General features: G+C 59.4%; 20 protein-coding genes and 1 pseudogene. 8 read left to right on the plus strand and 13 right to left on the minus strand.

The features are described 5' to 3' along the window. Window positions 1–238: 238 nt before the first annotated feature. Window positions 239–850 carry a hypothetical protein gene (locus A8O26_RS07165; RefSeq protein WP_064117378.1) on the minus strand — a complete coding sequence of 204 codons (612 nt, stop codon included), beginning with the start codon at window positions 848–850 and terminating at the stop codon, window positions 239–241. Between the two features lie 243 nt (window positions 851–1093). Between A8O26_RS07165 and A8O26_RS07170 the strand changes: the two genes are divergently transcribed. After that, a complete protein-coding gene (locus A8O26_RS07170) occupies window positions 1094–2281 on the plus strand; it encodes an MFS transporter (protein ID WP_064117379.1) in 1188 nt (395 codons plus the stop codon). Window positions 2282–2335: 54 nt separating this feature from the next. Here the strand turns inward: A8O26_RS07170 and A8O26_RS07175 are convergent. Continuing rightward, window positions 2336–2635 (minus strand): annotated as a pseudogene (locus A8O26_RS07175) (type II toxin-antitoxin system HicB family antitoxin); the annotation flags it as partial. A gap of 268 nt (window positions 2636–2903) precedes the next feature. Here A8O26_RS07175 and A8O26_RS07180 point away from each other — a divergent pair. The 3 genes from A8O26_RS07180 to A8O26_RS07190 all read left to right on the plus strand — a co-directional run bounded on the left by A8O26_RS07180 (window position 2904) and on the right by A8O26_RS07190 (window position 5328). Further along, window positions 2904–3560: a peroxiredoxin-like family protein gene (locus tag A8O26_RS07180; protein ID WP_064117380.1), complete on the plus strand. Its 657-nt coding sequence runs from the start codon at window positions 2904–2906 to the stop codon at window positions 3558–3560. Window positions 3561–3585: 25 nt separating this feature from the next. Beyond that, the gene (locus A8O26_RS07185) at window positions 3586–4305 is read left to right on the plus strand and encodes an SDR family oxidoreductase (RefSeq protein ID WP_064117381.1); all 720 of its coding nucleotides are present in this window, start codon (window positions 3586–3588) and stop codon (window positions 4303–4305) included. Window positions 4306–4449: 144 nt separating this feature from the next. Then, window positions 4450–5328, plus strand: a complete 879-nt coding sequence (locus A8O26_RS07190) for a LysR family transcriptional regulator (protein ID WP_064117382.1) — start codon at window positions 4450–4452, stop codon at window positions 5326–5328. A gap of 66 nt (window positions 5329–5394) precedes the next feature. On the opposite strand, the gene A8O26_RS07195 is transcribed toward A8O26_RS07190, so the two are convergent. From A8O26_RS07195 to ccmA, 10 genes are all read right to left on the minus strand, one after another. After that, a complete protein-coding gene (locus A8O26_RS07195) occupies window positions 5395–5799 on the minus strand; it encodes a hypothetical protein (RefSeq protein ID WP_064117383.1) in 405 nt (134 codons plus the stop codon). A gap of 24 nt (window positions 5800–5823) precedes the next feature. Continuing rightward, window positions 5824–7026 (minus strand): c-type cytochrome biogenesis protein CcmI, encoded by a 1203-nt coding sequence (gene ccmI / locus A8O26_RS07200; RefSeq protein ID WP_064117384.1) that lies wholly within the window; start codon window positions 7024–7026, stop codon window positions 5824–5826. Continuing rightward, window positions 7023–7493 (minus strand): cytochrome c-type biogenesis protein, encoded by a 471-nt coding sequence (locus A8O26_RS07205; protein WP_064117385.1) that lies wholly within the window; start codon window positions 7491–7493, stop codon window positions 7023–7025. The genes ccmI and A8O26_RS07205 overlap by 4 nt, the downstream gene beginning before the upstream one ends. Further along, the gene (locus A8O26_RS07210; RefSeq protein WP_007919961.1) at window positions 7490–8026 is read right to left on the minus strand and encodes a DsbE family thiol:disulfide interchange protein; all 537 of its coding nucleotides are present in this window, start codon (window positions 8024–8026) and stop codon (window positions 7490–7492) included. Before A8O26_RS07210 ends, A8O26_RS07205 begins: the two co-directional genes overlap by 4 nt. Beyond that, entirely contained in the window at window positions 8023–10011 is a 1989-nt protein-coding gene (locus A8O26_RS07215; protein ID WP_064117386.1) for a heme lyase CcmF/NrfE family subunit, read from the minus strand. Before A8O26_RS07215 ends, A8O26_RS07210 begins: the two co-directional genes overlap by 4 nt. Window positions 10012–10014: 3 nt before the next feature. Continuing rightward, window positions 10015–10470, minus strand: a complete 456-nt coding sequence (gene ccmE, locus A8O26_RS07220; RefSeq protein ID WP_064117387.1) for a cytochrome c maturation protein CcmE — start codon at window positions 10468–10470, stop codon at window positions 10015–10017. Continuing rightward, window positions 10467–10643 (minus strand): heme exporter protein CcmD, encoded by a 177-nt coding sequence (gene ccmD / locus A8O26_RS07225; RefSeq protein WP_064117388.1) that lies wholly within the window; start codon window positions 10641–10643, stop codon window positions 10467–10469. The genes ccmE and ccmD overlap by 4 nt, the downstream gene beginning before the upstream one ends. After that, window positions 10640–11395: a heme ABC transporter permease gene (locus tag A8O26_RS07230; RefSeq protein WP_064117389.1), complete on the minus strand. Its 756-nt coding sequence runs from the start codon at window positions 11393–11395 to the stop codon at window positions 10640–10642. The genes ccmD and A8O26_RS07230 overlap by 4 nt, the downstream gene beginning before the upstream one ends. 78 nt (window positions 11396–11473) lie before the next feature. Continuing rightward, window positions 11474–12142, minus strand: coding sequence for a heme exporter protein CcmB (gene ccmB / locus A8O26_RS07235; protein ID WP_008083427.1), 669 nt, complete (start codon window positions 12140–12142; stop codon window positions 11474–11476). After that, window positions 12139–12774, minus strand: a complete 636-nt coding sequence (ccmA, locus tag A8O26_RS07240; protein WP_064117390.1) for a cytochrome c biogenesis heme-transporting ATPase CcmA — start codon at window positions 12772–12774, stop codon at window positions 12139–12141. Before ccmA ends, ccmB begins: the two co-directional genes overlap by 4 nt. Before the next feature lie 197 nt (window positions 12775–12971). Between ccmA and A8O26_RS07245 the strand changes: the two genes are divergently transcribed. From A8O26_RS07245 to A8O26_RS07260, 4 genes are all read left to right on the plus strand, one after another. Further along, on the plus strand, window positions 12972–14546 hold the full coding sequence (locus A8O26_RS07245; RefSeq protein WP_064117391.1) for a flagellar hook-length control protein FliK: 1575 nt from the start codon (window positions 12972–12974) through the stop codon (window positions 14544–14546). After that, on the plus strand, window positions 14543–14872 hold the full coding sequence (locus A8O26_RS07250) for an EscU/YscU/HrcU family type III secretion system export apparatus switch protein (protein WP_016987484.1): 330 nt from the start codon (window positions 14543–14545) through the stop codon (window positions 14870–14872). The genes A8O26_RS07245 and A8O26_RS07250 overlap by 4 nt, the downstream gene beginning before the upstream one ends. Window positions 14873–15082: 210 nt before the next feature. Next, entirely contained in the window at window positions 15083–16804 is a 1722-nt protein-coding gene (locus tag A8O26_RS07255; RefSeq protein WP_064117392.1) for a hypothetical protein, read from the plus strand. Between the two features lie 42 nt (window positions 16805–16846). Continuing rightward, a complete protein-coding gene (locus tag A8O26_RS07260; protein WP_064117393.1) occupies window positions 16847–17494 on the plus strand; it encodes a hypothetical protein in 648 nt (215 codons plus the stop codon). 81 nt (window positions 17495–17575) lie between these two features. On the opposite strand, the gene A8O26_RS07265 is transcribed toward A8O26_RS07260, so the two are convergent. Next, window positions 17576–18764, minus strand: a 1189-nt coding sequence (locus tag A8O26_RS07265; RefSeq protein ID WP_216637705.1) for a hypothetical protein, incomplete at its 5' end; no start/stop codon positions are given.

The following is an 18764-nucleotide window of genomic DNA, read 5'->3' on the forward strand; positions in this document are numbered from 1 at the left end:
AAAAGGCGACCCTCAACGGTCGCCTTTTTTTGTGGCCGCTTTACCCTCACCCCAGCCCTCCCGAAACGTCGGACCGCCCAGAGGGAGAGGGGGCCGACCGAGGTGTCTCGGGTCAAACATCGACCTGAAAGATTGCGTCGATTATGGATTCACTAAAGCACGTTCAAGTCGGCGTACCTCTGAAGCACCCCGCAATCAGTCCCCTCTCCCTCCGGGAGAGGGCTAGGGTGAGGGGCTTTTACATCGGCGGCGTCACCCCATCCTTACCCGCAGAAATCGCCTGCGCTGTCAGCGTGCCGTCCGCACTTTGCGTGACGAAGGTGACGATCTTCACTCCAACCTTCAGCAAGCTTCTATCGCCCGGTGTCAAATTAACGATCGGCACATCCTCCGGCACCAGAATCTTCTGCTGCCCGCCCTTGTAGTTCACCGTCAGCACCCGCCCGTTGCTCACCACCAAATCGCCGACGCTGCCATTGGTCATGCTGCTGCCCTTGGCCAGGTCGAACGGTCGATGGCCATCGCCACTGCCCGCCAGCTCCGGCGAGAACACATGCACCTCAAGCGCCTTGAGCGTGCCATCTTCCTGTGGCATCGCCGCCGAACCAATGTAGCTGCCGGGCTTGATGTCTTCGATATTGGCGAGGGTGACGGCGCGAACCTTGGTCTCACCGGTCAGCTGAATCACCACGTTCTCACCGCTGTTGACGTGGACTTTCAAGGCGTCGGCGCTGACCCCGGTGATCTCGCCGCGCACACCCATGCGCATCCCCGGTGCATCGGCGGCCTGTGCGCTCATCGCGCCGAGCAGGCTGGTCAGGACAATCGTGGCGATAAGACGAAGCTTCATTGCAATCCTCCGGTCATGAATGTTGAACAAGCCAATGCGAACATAAGCACGCTATCGAACAGGATGTAAGTGAATGTATCATCGACCCGCAACGGTCGGACGCAAGGTCCGTCGATGGATGACACGCCGCTAGCACCCGGTCATTCCGCAACGGAATAACTGATATCAACCGCCGGTGCCTTCTGCCCTTGCGGATTAATCCTTAGCCTCACCGCACTCCCTTTCGCTGGATCGAGAAACCTTATGACCACCACCACTCACGCAATGACCCGAGGCATGGTGCTGCTGTTCGCCTTCTGCTGCGGCGCCATCGTTGCCAACATCTACTACGCACAGCCGATCATCGGCCTGATCGCGCCGGACATCGGTCTCTCCGACACCATGGCCAGCTTCATCGTCTCGCTGACGCAGATCGGTTATGCGCTGGGCCTGTTCTTCCTCGTGCCGCTGGGCGATCTGCTGGAAAACCGCCGTTTGATGATCATCACCACCGTGGTGGCGATTGCCAGCCTGCTGGCGGCGGCGTTTACCGATCAGCCGAATGTGTTCCTGCTGATCTCGTTGCTGGTGGGTTTCAGTTCGGTGTCGGTGCAGATCCTGATTCCATTGGCTGCGCATCTTGCGCCGGAAGAATCCCGAGGCCGCGTAGTCGGCGGGATCATGGGCGGCCTGCTGCTGGGCATTCTGCTGGCGCGGCCGGTGTCGAGCGTAGTGGCCGACCACTTCGGCTGGCGGGCGATGTTCATGATTGCCGCAGCGTTGATGGCGGCGATCAGCGTGGTTCTGGCGTTGACCGTGCCCAAGCGTCAGCCCGATCACAGCGCCACGTATGGCCAATTGATCGGCTCATTGTGGACGCTGCTGCGCCAGCAACCGGTACTGCGCCAGCGCGCGTTTTATCAGGGCTGCATGTTCGCCACGTTCAGCCTGTTCTGGACTGCGGTGCCGCTGGAACTGGCGCGTAGCCATGGTCTGTCGCAAAGCGAAATCGCGATCTTTGCTCTGGTCGGCGCCATCGGTGCCATCGCCGCGCCAATCAGCGGCCGCCTGGCCGACGCCGGTCACACCCGTATCGCCTCGCTGCTGGCCATGCTGTTCGCCAGCCTGAGCTTCCTGCCCGCCTTCATTCATCCGGTCTACAGCGTCATCGGCCTGGCCGTGACCGGCGTGGTGCTCGACTTCTGCGTGCAGATGAACATGGTGCTTGGCCAACGCGCGGTGTATTCGCTGGACGCCAAAAGCCGTGGCCGTCTGAACGCGCTGTACATGACCAGCATCTTTATCGGCGGTGCCTTCGGCTCGTCGGTGGCCAGTGCGGTATATGAGCATGGTGGCTGGTTGTGGATCGTGATTGTGGGGAGTGCGTTTCCGTTGTTGGCGTTGTTGCGGTTTTTGAGTGCTTCGCAGCGTGGTTCATTGGCAACGGCATAAGGCCGTAAAAGCTTCGCGAGCAGGCTCGCTCCCACAGGTTATTCACTCCGCCCGCGGGAGCGTCACGTTGACCTTCTCGTTCTTGTCGAGATACGGCGAGATATCCAGCTCCAGCATGCCCCAGCCCATCTCGGCGAACTGCGGATTACTGCGATGAGCGGATGCCGATGTCGGCATAGAAATCGACTCTCCGTCCGCCGCAATCTCTTGCAGCCTGATGTGGGCGATTTCAACCGCCGCATTGCAGGCATCTTCAAAGCTGTCCCCTGCCGTAACTGCGCCGGGGATGTCGGGGATCTGAATACCGATGGCAGTGTTCTCGTCTCCCCACTCGATACAAATTGGATATTGCATTACGGATCTCCTTTAACGGCCTGGCTGGATAAGCAACTGGCTACTGGCGCGCCGAATAGCCTGAACAACAAGATCTCTGTACTCAACTTCGTGCATAACAGCACAGAAAAATGTAAAGAACGAAGGACGGTTTTTTTACAGAATGTAATGAGCCCTACCCATTCCCCTCAAGCATGAATGCTATGCCATGCACCTGCATTCCCCTGCCCACGCCTGACGGTCACTCTTGAACCCAGCCACTACCGGCGCTTCTTCAGGACTTTCGACCATGACCCTGCAAGCAAAACTCGATGCCTTCAAAGCTGACTTCAAGGCCGGCAAACCGCCTTACAACGCCCCGGCCGACATCCACCCGGTGATGGAACGCGCCACCGCCGAACTGATTGCCTCCGGCGCCGTCAGTCATGCGTTGAAGGTCGGCGACACGGCGCCGCTGTTCACCCTCAAAGACCCTGAGGGGCAGCCGGTCTCGTCCGCCGATCAGCTGGCACAAGGGCCGTTGGTGCTGACGTTTTATCGGGGCGTCTGGTGCCCGTACTGCAACATGGAGTTGCAGGCATTGCAGGCGTTTCTCCCGGTGATTCAAGACGCCGGGGCGAGCCTGCTGGCGATTTCACCGCAGATCGCTGCCAACAGCCGCAAATCGCAGCGCATCAACGAACTGCAATTCCCGATCCTCAGCGACTCGCGCAATGACGTCGCGGCAGCCTTCGGCTTGCGCTTCGAACTGCCGCCCTACCTGATCGAGCTGTACAAGAATCTGCGCAACGACCTTCCGACCTTCAACGACGATCCGGCCTGGACCTTGCCGATGCCGGCGCGTTATGTGATCGGTCAGAATGGTGTGATTCGTTACGCCGAGGTCAACCCGGATTACACTCAGCGTCCCGAGCCTGAAGCGATGCTGGATGCATTGCGTGGCTGAACCGATGAGCTGCCCTGGAGTTGCCATGACCCGACGTACCTTCCTCATCACCGGCGCCAGCAAAGGCATCGGCCGGGCGCTGGCCGAACATCTCGACCGCGCCGGGCATCGCGTGGTGGGGATTGCTCGCCAGCCGGATTTGAGCTTTCCGGGGATTCTGTTTCCGCTGGACCTGAGCGATCGCAAGCTGACCGGTGAGGTGCTCGCAGAGCTGGCACGAACCTACGAGTTCGATGGGCTGGTGAACAACGTCGGGCTGGTTCGACCGCAGGCGCTGGGCGATATCGACCTGGACGCCTTCGACGAGGTGATGCGGCTGAATCTGCACTCAGCGTTGCAGGCGACCCAGGCGCTGCTCCCGGGCATGCGCACGCGCGGTTGGGGTCGGGTGGTGAACATTTCCAGTCTGACGGTGCTGGGCATCACCCAACGCACGGCGTATGCAGCGGCGAAAGCGGCGCTGGTCAGCTTCACCCGTTCATGGGCGCTGGAACTGGCGCAGACCGGCATCACCGTGAACGCGGTGGCACCGGGGCCGACTGAGACGGAGTTGTTCCGCGCCAACAATCCGCCGGGCAGCGAGGGTGAAGCGCGCTATCTGGCGGGGATGCCGATGGGGCGGCTGGGGCAGCCGGAAGAGATTGCTTCGGCGATTGCGTTTTTGCTCTCGGAGCAAAGCGGCTTTATCACCGGACAAACCCTGTTTGTCGATGGCGGCGCCTCGGTCGGCAAATCCGCCTTCTAATCAACACCGCAAATCCCCTGTGGGAGCGAGCCTGCCCGCGAATACGGTCTGTCAGACACATTGATGTTGCTGATACGCCGCTTTCGCGAGCAGGCTCGCTCCCACAGGAATCGACGATATATCCAGATTTGTACAGGAGCATTGATGGACCGCCTCGCCGCCATGGAAACCTTCGTCTGCGTCGTCGAAACCGGCTCGTTTTCCGCCGCCGCCCGGCGCCTGAACATCGGCCAGCCCGCCGTATCGAAAACCATCGCGCACCTGGAAAAACGCCTGGCGGTCAGCCTGCTCCTGCGCTCGACCCGAGGCCTGACCCCGACCGAGGCGGGACTTGCCTTTTTCGAACGGGCCAAACGCGCCCTCGAAGAAGCCGATGAGGCCGACAACGCTGCGCGAGGCATCGCCAGCGGCCTGAGCGGCAACCTGCGCATCAGTGCCGCCGTGACCTTCGGCCGCCTGCACATCGTGCCGCAACTGGGGCCGTTTCTCGATCAACACCCACAACTGAACATCGACTTGATGCTCGACGACCGCAACATCAACCTGGTCGAAGAAGGCATCGACGTCGCCTTGCGCATGGGCGCACTCACCGATTCGGGCCTGACCGCGCGCAAGATCGCCGCTTGCCGCCGCGTGGTCCTCGGCACACCGGCCTACTTCGCCAGGCACGGCGAACCGAGCTGCCCCGCCGAATTGAGCAAACACCAGGCGGTTGTCTACAACCTCGGCGGCGGTACCACCTGGGAGTTCGCCAAAGGCACGGAGAAACAATCAGTGATCATCAGCGGACGCCTGCGCGTCAGCGCGGCCGAAGGGGTGCGCGAAGCCGTACTGGCCGATCAGGGCCTGACCCTCGCGTCCGAGTGGATGTTCGCCCCCGAATTAGCCAGCGGCGCGGTGAAAACCGTCATGCACGACTGGACATTGCCTGATCTGGATTTATGGGCAGTGTTTCCGACGGGGAGAATGGCCAGTGCCAAGGCACGGGCGTTTGTTGAGTATGTGCAGGGGGTGCTGGCCTAGCCAATGCCCGTGAACGTAGTCAAACAACAGACAAAAAAACGGCGATCCGAAGATCGCCGTTTTCATTCACTGCCCGAACTGCTTGCCCAACCCCGGTGGCACGCCGTGGATGTTGGTGTCTTCCCACGGGCCGTTGGGGCTGATCGAGCGGCTCCAGCCGTTGTTCCAGCGGTAGTAGGTGCGTTGGCGGTAGAAGGTGTTGGTCTGGTCGTCGAGGACGTAGACGCCAAGTTTCTGATCCCAGTGGCTGTTACCGCCCGGTGGTGGGGCGAAGCTGGCCGAGGTGCGCGGCACTGGTTTGGTTGGTTTTGCCGGGATGCTTTTGCCTGGGGTCGGCGAGGTCGACGGGGTCGGGCTTGGTTGCGACGGCGGGATCGGCGGCAGGTTGGTGGTCGGTTCCGGGCGTTGCACCGCACATGCACTCAAGCCCAGGGCCAGTGTGAGGACTGTGATTCGGGCGATGGTGTGCATGGCGGTGCTTTCCTGTTGTGCCGGTTATTGGTCCGGGCTGTCGATGGTCAGTTTTTGTAGCGCGGTGGTGCTGCTGGCCAGAGGGCCGCTGCGCCCGACCCACTCGCCGGCCGTCGGTTGGCCGGCGCGGGAGATGCGCGCAACCAGTTGGACTTCAGGGAAGTTCGACAGTTTCAACTGCGGCATCATTGCGTCGGCATCGCCCAGTTCGACGGTCACCGGCAGATCGGCCACGGTCAGGCGCTTGGCCGCCAACGGCGCTGGAGGACCAGAAGTGGCGCGGGCGAAGATGAACACGCTGTCGCCCGGCTGCACTTTGCTTCGCAGTTCGCTGGCCAGATTGACGCTGACTTTCAACACCGCGGCTTTCGCGGCGACCGGTGCCTCAGCGACCTTGCCGCCGCCGGCTTCGAGACGTTCGGCGGCGCGTTTGATCCCGCCTTGCAGCGCGGCGCGGGAATTGTCGTCCGGTGGCAATTGTGCGAGCAGACGATTCCAGTAATCGATGGCTTGCTGATAACGCTCGCCTTCAAACGCGGCGATGCCGAGCAGGCCGAGGCTGGTGACTTCTTTCGGATCAGCCTTCAACGCCTCGTCGGTCAGCGCCTGAATCTTCGCCGACCACTTCTTGCCGTCAGCAAAGTATTGCGCCTGCGCCCACTGGCCGAGCAATTCCGGTTGGCGACCGGCCAGGTTGGCCGCGCGTTCGAACATCTTCGCCGCATCCGCCGGACGCTCTTGCGCCATGTAGGTACGGCCGAGGAAATACAGGCCTTCGGCAGAGTCCGGTTGCGCGGCGACGGCACGTTCCAGACGCTGGGTCATCTCTTCCATCGACTGCGGTGCCTGGGCAAATTCGCGGGTCAGTTCGACTTTGTCGGCAGCGCCGAAGTGCATGTACAAACCCAGGCCCAACACCGGCACAAGTACAGCCGCCAGCAATGGTAGCGGCTTGCCCAGTCGCGAAACCCGAGGAGCAGCAGCGCCTTCGGTATCGGCCAGCAACTCACGCGCAGCCTCAGCACGACCGCTGTCCATTTGCGCCGCGTCGAGCACACCTTCAGCCTGTTGCGATTGCAACTCGGCGACGCGCTCCTGATACAGCGCAACGTTCAGGGCAGTACGATCCTCTTCACGCTGGGCGCGACGTTCACGCAACACCGGGATCAGCAGAAAACTCAGGGCGACCAGAAGCAACAGCCCTGCGGCAAGCCAGAAATCAATCATTCTTGGTTTTTATCCAACAGTTGGTCGAGGCGCTGACGCTCATCGGCGCTAAGCGATTGCGGGGTTTCAGTGCGCTGGCCGCGACGACGGCGAACGATCACCGCAATCACCACCAAACCACCGAGCAGCAGCCCGGCCGGGCCGAACCACAGCAACGCCGTTTTGGCATTGAGCGCCGGTTTGTAGCGGACGAAGTCACCGTAGCGATCAACCATGAAGTCGATGATCTGCTGGTTGTCCTTGCCTTCACCGAGCATGCGGAAAATCTCTTTGCGCAAGTCCGCGGCAATCGGCGCGTTGGAGTCGGCGATGTCCTGGTTCTGGCACTTGGGGCAGCGCAGTTCCTTGGTCAGTTCGCGAAAACGCTCGCGATCAGCTTCTTTGGCGAACTCATACGTATCGATGGCGGCATGGGCGACACCGGCCAGACTCAAGCCCAACACCACAGCCGCTAAAAAACGCTTCATGGCTTGGCCTCATCGACCAGCGCCTGATATTTGGCCGCGAGTTTTTCGCGCCAGACTTGCTCATCAATCACGCCGACGTATTTGTCGCGGATGATGCCCTTGGCGTCGATGAAGAAGGTTTCCGGCGCGCCGTAGACACCAAGATTGAGGCCCAGCGAGCCCTCGTCGTCACGGATATCCAGCGCATACGGATTGTGGAACTCGGCCAGCCACTTCAAGGCATCGGCGTTGGTGTCCTTGTAGTTGATGCCGTAGATCACCACGCCGCGCTCGGCGAGTTTGTTCAGCACTGGATGCTCGACCCGGCAGGAAATGCACCAGGTGCCCCAGACGTTGACCAGCGCCGGTTTGCCGAGAATGTCAGCCTTGGTCAGGCTCTTGTCGCCCTGCACGTTTGGCAGGGAAAATTCCGGGAACGGCTTGTTGATCATCGCCGACGGCAGTTCCGCCGGATCGAGGTACAAACCGCGATAAAGAAACACCGCCACCAACAGGAAAATCGCCAGTGGCACCAGCATCAACCAACGTCTCATGCAGCCGCTCCCGTCATGCCCAGCGCTTCACGCACCTTGGCTTTCACCTTGACCCGATAACGTCGATCCAGCGCCGCCAGCAAACCACCAAAACCGGTGAGCAAGCCGCCGAACCAGATCCAGCGCACGAATGGTTTGACGTGCACGCGCACCGCCCACGCGCCGTTGTCCAACGGTTCACCGAGGGCAACGTAGAGGTCACGGGTAAAGCCAGCGTCGATGCCGGCTTCGGTCATCATCGAGCTTTGCACGGTGTACAAACGTTTTTCCGGGTGCAGCACGCTGATTTCCTTGCCGTCACGAATAACCCGAATCGTGCCTTTATCAGACGTGAAGTTCGGCCCTTCGAAGTGCTTGGCGCCTTCGAAAATGAAGTGATAACCGGCCAGGTCCATCGACTCGCCCGGCGCCAGACGCAGATCGCGTTCGGCACTGTTCTGGCTCGACAACACCACGCCCAAGGCGCACACGGCGATGCCGAGGTGGGCGATCTGCATGCCCCAATAGCTGCGGGTCAGCGTCGGCAGGCCTTTGATCAGGCCTTTGTGGCGAGTCTTGTCGACGATGTCGCGAGCACCGGCCAGCAGCACCCACGCGGCGAGCAGGAAGGTCGCGATCACCGCCCAGTTGAAATCGCCGTAAGCGACACCGGCGACTACGGCCAGCGCGACGCTGCCGAGCAGCACGGGCGTCAGCATGCCGGCCAGCCATTTCACCGGGGTGTCTTTCCAACGGACGATCACACCGACCGCCATGACCAGCATCAGCAGCGCCATCAACGGAATGAACAGTGCGTTGAAGTACGGCGGGCCGACCGACATCTTCGCGCCGCTGATCGCATCGAGAATCAGAGGGTACAGCGTGCCGAGCAGGATCATCGACGCGGCCACGACCAGCACCAGGTTGTTGCCCAGCAGCAGGGTTTCCCGCGACCACAGGTTGAAGCCGACCTGACTCTTGACCACTGGCGCACGCAGGGCGAACAGCGTCAGCGAACCACCCACCACGAACAACAGGAAAATCAGGATGAATACGCCGCGCTCAGGGTCCGAGGCAAACGCGTGCACCGAAGTCAGCACGCCGGAACGTACGAGGAACGTCCCGAGCAAACTCAGCGAGAACGCGGCAATCGCCAGCAACACGGTCCAGCTCTTGAACACGCCACGTTTTTCCGTGACGGCCAGCGAGTGAATCAGCGCGGTGCCGACCAGCCAAGGCATGAAGGAAGCGTTTTCCACCGGGTCCCAGAACCACCAGCCGCCCCAGCCGAGTTCGTAGTACGCCCACCACGAACCGAGGGTGATGCCGATGCCGAGGAAGGCCCAGGCGACGATGGTCCACGGACGCGACCAGCGTGCCCACGCGGCATCGAGGCGACCGCCCATCAACGCGGCGATGGCGAAGGCGAACGCCACCGAAAAGCCGACGTAGCCCATGTACAGCATCGGCGGATGGACGATCAGGCCGATGTCTTGCAACAGTGGATTGAGGTCAGCGCCATTGCTCGGCATCTGCGGCAGGATGCGTTTGAACGGGTTGGACGTGAGGATCAGGAACAGCAGAAAACCGGTGCTGATCATGCCCATCACCGCCAGAACGCGAGCGAGCATGACTTGCGGCAACTGGCGAGAGAACACCGACACCGCGAAAGTCCACCCGCCGAGGATCAGTGCCCACAGCAGCAACGACCCTTCGTGGGCACCCCACACCGCGCTGAATTTGTAGTACCACGGCAACGCGGTGTTGGAGTTGTTGGCCACGTAGGCGACAGAGAAATCATCGGTCATGAATGCGTAGGTCAAAATGCCGAACGCAAACAGCAAAAACGCAAACTGCCCCCACGCGGCCGGCTGGGCCAGACTCATCCAGAACCGGTCGCCGCGCCAGGCTCCGACCAATGGCACCACGGCCTGCACCAGGGCAAAACACAGCGCCAGAATCATCGCCAGATGGCCCAACTCAGGAATAAAAATCGCCGACGTCATCGATCAACCCTCCTTCGCAGGTGTTGGTGCGGATTGGCCACTGTCTTTCAAGGCTTTGGTCACTTCCGGCGGCATGTACTTCTCGTCGTGCTTGGCCAGCACTTCATCGGCCACCACCACGCCGTCGGCGTTGATCTTGCCCAGCGCGACGATGCCCTGCCCTTCGCGGAACAAATCCGGAAGGATGCCGCGGTAGGTGATGGTCACGGATTTATTGAAGTCCGTGACGATGAATTTGACGTCGAGCGAATCCGGCGAACGTTGCAACGAGCCCTTCTCGACCATGCCGCCAGCGCGAATACGCGTGTCTTGCGGTGCTTCGCCGTTGGCGATCTGGGTCGGCGTGTAGAACAGATTGATGTTCTGCTGCAGGGCGCTGAGGGCCAGGCCGACGGCAGCGCCGACCCCGACCAGAATGGCCAGAATGATGATCAGACGTTTCTTGCGCAGCGGATTCACTTGCCGTTCTCCCGGCGCAGACGACGCGCCTCTTGTTGCAGATACCGCTTGCGGGCCAGAACCGGCGCCGCCACGTTGAAGGCCAATACCGCCAGACAGATGCCGTAGGCCGACCAGACATACAGGCCATGATGGCCCATGGCGAGAAAGTCGCCGAATGAAGCAAAACTCATCGAGCGGCCTCCAGACTGTGCTGCACTTCTTCTTTCACCCAACTGGCGCGCGCTTCACGCTTGAGCACTTCAAGGCGCATGCGCAACAGTAAGACGGCGCCGAAGAAACAGTAGAAGCCCAGCACCGTCAGCAACAGTGGCAGCCACATTTCGGCAGGCATCGCCGGTTTTTCCGTGAGGGTAAAGGTCGCGCCCTGGTGCAGGGTGTTCCACCACTCCACCGAGTATTTGATGATCGGGATGTTGATCACGCCGACGATGGCCAGCACCGCGCAGGCCTTCGCGGCGCTGTCGCGGTTGCTGATGGCATTGCCCAGCGCGATCACACCGAAATACAGAAACAGCAGGATCAGCATCGAGGTCAGGCGTGCGTCCCAGACCCACCATGAACCCCAGGTCGGTTTGCCCCAGATCGCCCCGGTGACCAGCGCCACGGCGGTCATCCACGCCCCGATCGGTGCAGCGCATTGCAGGGCGACGTCGGCCAGTTTCATCTTCCACACCAGCCCGACCACACCACACACCGCGAGCATCACGTAGATCGACTGAGCGAGCATCGCGGCAGGCACGTGAATGTAGATGATGCGAAAGCTGTTGCCTTGCTGATAATCCGGCGGCGCGAAAGCCAGGCCCCAGACGACGCCGATACCAATCAGCAGCAACGCTGCGATGCTCAACCACGGCAGCAACTTGCTGCTGATGCCGTAGAACCACTTGGGCGAGCCGAGCTTGTGAAACCAGGTCCAGTTCATACTGTTTCCATCACGGGTGCCGCTCATCGGTGTGAGCAGTCTCAGGGTCTTTGCTGGTTAAATTTTAACCAGACCTCATTATTCGCCGACGCTGATCTTCAGGCCAGCCGCTATTGCAAAAGGTGTCAGGGTGATCGCCAGGGCGGTCAGGCTACCCAGCCACAGCAGATACCCGGTCGCCGGCATGCCTTGGAGGGCTGCCTGCAAGGCGCCACTGCCAAGAATCAACACCGGGATGTACAACGGCAGAATCAGCAGCGCCAGCAACAGGCCGCCACGTTTCAAACCGACCGTCAGCGCCGCGCCCACCGCGCCGAGCAAGCTCAGCACCGGTGTTCCCAACAGCAACGAAAACAGCAAAACCGGCAGGCAGGCGGCAGGCAAACCGAGCATCAACGCCAGCAGCGGTGAGAGCAAAACCAGTGCCAGACCGGAGAAAAGCCAGTGTGCCAGTACCTTGGCCAGTACCAGAAGTGGTAGCGGGTGCGACGAAAGGACCCACTGTTCCAGGGATCCGTCTTCGAAATCACTGCGGAACAGCCCGTCCAGCGAGAGCAGGACCGACAAAAGCGCCGCCACCCAGACTAACCCGGGGGACAGGTTTTGCAACACTTGAGTTTCCGGGCCGACGGCCAGCGGGAACAAAGCGATGACGATGGCGAAGAAAATCAGCGGATTGGCCAGCTCCGCCGGGCGGCGAAACAGCAGTCGGGATTCACGGGCAACCAGCAGGCCAAACACACTCATACTGCCCAGTTCCCCAGATCGATGTCGCGATAACCGGCCGGCATCCGGCTCAGCGTGTGGTGCGTGGTCAACACCACCAGACCGCCGCGCTCGCAGTGCCCGGCCAGGTGCTCTTCGAGTTGCGCCACGCCTTGCTTGTCGAGTGCGGTGAATGGCTCATCGAGAATCCACAATGGCGGACTGTCGAGATACAAGCGCGCCAGCGCCACGCGGCGTTGCTGACCGGCGGACAGGCTGTGGCAGGGAACATCTTCGAAACCGCGCAATCCTACCGCTGCCAGGGCCTGCCAGATGGCGTCGCGTTCGGCGGGATGATGCAGGGCGCAGAGCCACGACAGGTTTTCTTCCGGGGTCAGCAGATCCTTGATTCCGGCGGCGTGGCCGATCCACAGCAGGTTGCGTGCGAGTTCACCGCGCTTTTCGGTCAGCGGCTGACCATTGAGCAAGACCTGACCGTCGGTCGGCTGCATCAGCCCGGCCAACAAACGCAGTAAACTGGTTTTGCCGCTGCCGTTGGGCCCGCTGATCTGCACCATATCGCCACTGGCCAGTCTCAATTCGAGATTTTCGAAGAGCAGCCGCAGATCACGTTCACACGCGAGGGCAACGGTTTGCAGGACAGGACTGGTCAAGGGATCACGGGCCTTATACGGTTCAAGTCGGCTCTGGCGCGGCCGTTAAAGAGATGCAGCATAGATGCATTGCCGGCTCGATCTAGAGAGCTGGGTCAAACAATTGCTATGTTTTTTGAACGAAGCGCAAGACGGGCGGCATTATACATGCCGTGCCTTACTCTCAAGAGTGCATTTTCCTCAGGTTGTGTCCGCGTATGACAGGCGAAATGAACATCCTCCCGCTCCCGCCCACCACCCCGGCGACCGTTCGCCCGCAAGTCGGCGAACTGCTCAAGCTGCTGACCCCGGTCGAGGGCCTGATCGGCGCCGGGCAGAGCGCCAAGGCCGAGGTGTTGTCGCTCAAGCAGGCGGATCAGACTTTTCAACTGTTGCTCAAAGTGACGCTGGACGGCGGCCGTCAGACCACCGTGCAGGCGACCAGCAATTTGCCGTTGCCCCAAGGCACCAACCTGGCGATCACTCAGCCATCGGCGGGCAACCTGGCCATCACTGTGCAACAAGCCATCGCCAGCAGCGTTGCCACGCTGACGCGTATCGATACCGCGCAATTGCCGGTCGGCACCCTGCTGCAAGGCAAAGTGCTGACCTCGCAGGTGCTGCCGCAGACGCCGGGGCAAGCCGCGGTGTTTCGCTCGTTGGTCAGTTTGCTCAACACCGCACAAAGCGGCAGCACACTGACCCTCGACAGCCCGCAACCGCTGCGTATCGGCACCCTGCTCTCGGCGTTGGTCGAGGATGCACAAACCCTGAAATTTTTGCCGATGAGTAGTCGTCAGGAGCAACTCGCGGTCAGCCAGCAACTGCTCGGTCAGCAGAGCCGTCAGGCCTCGCTGACAGGCTTGTTGAACGTGTTGCAAAACCTGCCAGCCGACACCGACCAGACACCCCAGGATCTGCGCGCGGCGGTCGATCGGTTGCTCGCCAGCCTGCCCGACGTGCAGCAGCTGAGCACCGCCAAAGGCGTCGCACTGGCGCTGGCCAACAGCGGCGCTTTTCTCGAAGCCAAATTGCTGACCGGGCAGAACCCGACACTGGCGCCGGACATGAAAGCCGACCTGCTCAAACTGATCGCGCAGCTGACCCCAGGCCTGCCGAGCAGCACCAGTTTCAACGCGATCATCGCCGCCAACACCTTGGCGCAAGCGTTGCCGAACTTCGTCCGCAATGCCCTCGGCACCCTCGGCCAGGTCAGTGCCAAGCCCGTACCGAGCAGTTTCCCGCTGCCCGACCGCTTGCTGCAAAGCCTGGAAGGCGAAGGCGATCTGGAACAGTTGTTGCGCCTCGCCGCTGCCGCTGTTTCGCGCCTGCAAAGCCATCAATTGTCGAGCCTGGAACAAACCGGCGTCACTGACGACGGGCGCCTGCTCAGCACCTGGCAGTTGGAAATCCCCATGCGCAACCTGCAAGACATCGTGCCGTTGCAGGTCAAGTTCCAGCGTGAAGAAGCCCCAGAGCGCGAACCGCAGCCGAACGAACGCCGTGACGAGCGCGAGCCCAAACAGCAACTGTGGCGCGTCGATCTGGCGTTCGACATGGAACCGCTCGGGCCAATGCAGATTCAGGCGCAACTGATCGCCGGCAGCCTGTCCAGCCAACTGTGGGCCGAACGGCCGTACACCGCGGACCTGATCGAAAACAACCTGTTCGCCTTGCGCCAGCGCCTGCTTGATCGCGGGCTCAACGTCGGCGACATCGACTGCCACCTCGGCACGCCGCCGCAAGGCAACCAAACCCGCCTCGAACACCGCTGGGTCGACGAAACCGCATGAACGATTCCACTGCCCCACGCCAGGCTATCGCCCTCAAATACGACGGCAACCACGCGCCGACCCTCACCGCCAAAGGTGATGACGAACTGGCCGAAGAAATCCTGCGCATTGCCCGCGATTGCGAAGTGCCGATCTACGAGAACGCCGAATTGGTGCGCTTGTTGGCGCGGATGGAACTGGGCGACAGCATTCCTGAAGAGCTCTACCGCACCATCGCCGAGATCATCGCGTTTGCGTGGAATCTGAAGGGCAAATTCCCCGAAGGGCAGGACCCGAATGCGCCGATGGTCGAGAAAGACGTCACCGATCGCGGGGATGATTATTAGCCCTTGAAGGCTGCCATCTTTTATTGCTCACCCATTGAAATTTCAGGTCAGTTGCTCGCCCCCCCCCACTGACTGCTTACGCCCCTCCAATGTTTACCGTTCATCGCAACTGTCAGATCTGACAGTTGCGCTAAAAGTCGCCGCTGTCGCCAGATGAAGTGACAGCTCCGATGGAATAGTTCTCGGCGCTGCCCTGACAGGAGCACTCCGATGACTTTGCCCCCCGAGACCGATGAGAACTCCACGGACAGCAACGCGCTGGCCCTCGGAGCCCCGTATATTCCAGCATGGATTTCACCGATTGGTGGTGACGAGGGTTACCACGGTGGCATTGGCGCCGCCGCCCTGACTGCCGATCTGCTCGTCAGAGTGGATCCATGGCTCAATATCGCATTTGGCGACATATGCCAGCTCTTCTGGCGTGACGGCGTAACCCCCGTACTGACGGAAATCATCGACACCGCCGAAAAACTTACTGCCCCGCTTCTTTTCCATGTACCGGCAGGCCAGATACTGGATGGAAGTGCGTCTCCGGTTTTTTATCGTGTTATCCGTTCCAGCGGCAACGAATCCGACTCGTTCAAGCTCAACATTCTGATCAAGCGAACACTTCCGGGTGGTGTGCTCGATAAACCCGAACCACAAGGTCATCCCCGCCTGCTCTATAGCTTCACGCCGGATATCAAAAATGGCGTCGACAGCGAGATGGCCAGGCAGGGCATTGTCATGCGTATCGATTATCTGAACGCCAGCGCCTTTGACCGCATCGACGCGCAATGGGGTGATGAAGAACAGGTGATGTTCTATCCCGTGACTCCAGAACAAATAAGCGACCCGCAAAACCATCCGATTTTGATCAGGTTCGACGAACAACTGATCAAGCGTGCGGGGGATGGCAAACACTTGATTACCTTCCAAGTGATCGATCGCTGTGGGAACCGTCCTCACGCTTATGCCCCTTGGGCAATTCCTACTGAAGTCAACGTAAACCTGAATCGCATACCTGCCCCAATGGTGACAGGCGAACAAGGGGGGGTGCTGGATCCTGCTTACCTTTCCAGCATTGAGGTTATCGCCTCAGGTGTCGGGCTGTTGGCCGGCGATAGCGTACGCGTTGGTTGGCAAGGGCGGACGGCGCGCGAGACGACGCCCAAGACCTATTCAGGAAGCGGAACACTAGCGTTTCCCATACCGTTGGCTTGGGCCAACGAAAGCGACCAAAGCGCAGTCAGTGTCACCTTGCGCGTGATTCGTGGAGAGGCAACGCCCGAGTCCGAGGCTAAATCCTTCACCGTCAAAACCACGATCATCTTGAAGCCCCCCAAAATCCTCGAAGCCTATGGGGCCCAAGATGATCGCCTGAAAATGTCCGATATTTACACCGCCACGCACATAACCGCGCGGATTGAACACTATGTAGGAATGGCGATAGGGCAAACCCTCCGCCTCCGTTACGCGTCCGTGCGGCATGTCTACGACAGCGCAATCACCACGGTGACGAACGTCGGCGCGATGGACCTGAACGTTCCACGTATGGAAGTCGTGGATTCCATAGGCAGTACCGTTCCCGTCAGTTTCACGGTACGTACCTACCCGAACGGTCCATTGCACCGATCTGCTCCGCTTAGCCTGGCGGTAGACGCTCAGGAGTTCGTGCTGCCCCCGCCAAGGCTGCCCCCCGATCAAACCACAGTGACTGTGCGGTATCCGGCAATGACCACCGGATATCAGGCGCGCGTCCGTTTCGGTGGAGTCATCACCCGCAGGACGCAATGGCAGGATATGAAAACAGGGATCACTGCAGAGTTTTCCATTCCCGCGAGTTGGGTATCAGAAAACAAAGGGAAAACCGTATTGATCAATTACAGCGTCAATCGGCCCGGTATCGATGAGCAAAGCCAATTTTCTCAAGTATTAAGAGTCGAGCTCTAACTTGCACAAACAACCCGGCTGTCTTTTCAGAAGGAGTCAAAAATGAGTACTCAATTGAACGCATTAAACCTTACTGCCCCCAAAGTGTTGGAAGCCTATGGCGCTGAGGGTAAGCGTCTGAACTTTAACGACGTCTATCACAGCACACATGTCAATGTGCAGGTACCGCACTACGTCGGCATGCTCGGCGGACAAACCGTGAGGGTACGCTGGACAAATGGCCGCTATAAATATGACACCGAGACATTGACCGTCGGCACCCCCGGGCCTCTCAACTTCAGGATCCCTCGACTCGAAGTGATCGATTCCATTGGCAGCCTTGTCACGGTCAACTACAGCGTCCGCTTGAGCCTTGGCGCGCCGCTGATCATTTCCAAATCGCTCTCATTGAATGTAGATCAACAAATGTTTGACCTCAGTGAACCGCGACTATCGGGGGACAGAAAAAATGTGACAGTCAAGTTTTTGAACATGACTTCCCCTTATTCCGTCAGAGTCAGATGGCACGGCGTGGTTGTGCGGGATACTGAAAGCCAACCGATTCAAAACAGTTCATCTATGGCTTTTAGCATTCCAGCAAGCTGGATAACAGAGAACGCAGGAAAAGTTGTATTAATAAACTACAGTGTTCATCGCTCCGGCTCGAATGATAACCTGATGTTTTCTCGCGTGTTGCGCGTCAGTCTTTGAATACTTGCGCAAAAAAGGCATAAGGTGCAGACAAACCACACCTTATGCCTTTGTTTTTTTAGCTGAGTCGATTCATCACGCTCAACGACCTTTCAACGCCGTGGCCTGATCTCCTTCGTGAAAACTGAAAACAGCCACTGTTTCAGGGGCAAGATCCACTCTGATAACAGGCAGCACCTCGCCCGTCACATTGAAATAATCCTGTTGTATGTACTTAGCCCCCGTCACACCCGAACCACCGTCCTGCCGCTGAAGATAGAAAAATGCGTAGAGCGGAAGTTGCTTCGGAATATCTTGCGGCCAAAGGGACAGGATTATTTCATTATGGAAAGGGCGCTCTTCCGCGGGTGGCTCAAACTGGCTTCTTGCCTGAAGGCTGATTGCGAATTGCTCGACACTTGAAGTAAAACCACATTGATGTCTGTTTCTCGCTGAAAACTCACCACCACCAGGAACTGAACGATAATGTACTTTCCATTGTTCCAGGGTCGTCACGCCTTCCTCCGGGCAAGAACGACTCGTCGTTGGATGATAACTGTGAGGACCACAACCGCCGTCCCCTGACCGATACCAACTCGCCGCATCCGTAGGAAACGAGCAAAGCAGGCTGATCGGATAGGTTCCCAGTCGCTCTGCAGTGGCGAAGTCCTTGAAAATGAAGCCGTGAAGATCTCCCCAAGCCAATTTTGTGATGCCTAAATCCTTACGCAAGTACGAAAAAGGAACTCCTTTCTTGTTGATAGCCGTAGGGCTTGGATTCCAGGAATGGTAAGACGGCTTGGCCCCAGTTGTACGCACTATTACACCACTGCAATAGTACGCCGGCTTTCCGTTGCAGTTGTTTGAAACACTGTTATATCTACTGTTCAGTCTTTCAGCGACCAGCTGGCCAAACCTTTGATCTTTGGCATCGAAACTGAATATTTGCTTATTGGTTGCCGCCATATTGATTTTTACAATAGGCAGATACAAAGAAGTCTCAAGATAATACTCACGCTGAAACTTCTGGGCATCCACCAACTTGGCGGGCGTCAATGCGTCGTAAAACACCGCCTCTACTGGAAGTTTTTCAGGCTTGCTTTCATCCCAGGTCTTAACCAAAACTTCAGTGGGCTTGGCCGTCCACGTTGCATCCACGAGTTTGTGAGCTTCCAGGCTAGCCTTGAATTGCGCAGCGACAACCGTACTTAACGAACATTGGTTCTTTGGCAAGGAATCATGTTCCTTGAAATTCTTCAACCATGCCGCAGCCGTAATGGGAGAGCCCCAT

Origin of the sequence: Pseudomonas fluorescens, assembly GCF_001648775.1 — a bacterium.
Classification (GTDB): domain Bacteria; phylum Pseudomonadota; class Gammaproteobacteria; order Pseudomonadales; family Pseudomonadaceae; genus Aquipseudomonas; species Aquipseudomonas fluorescens_M.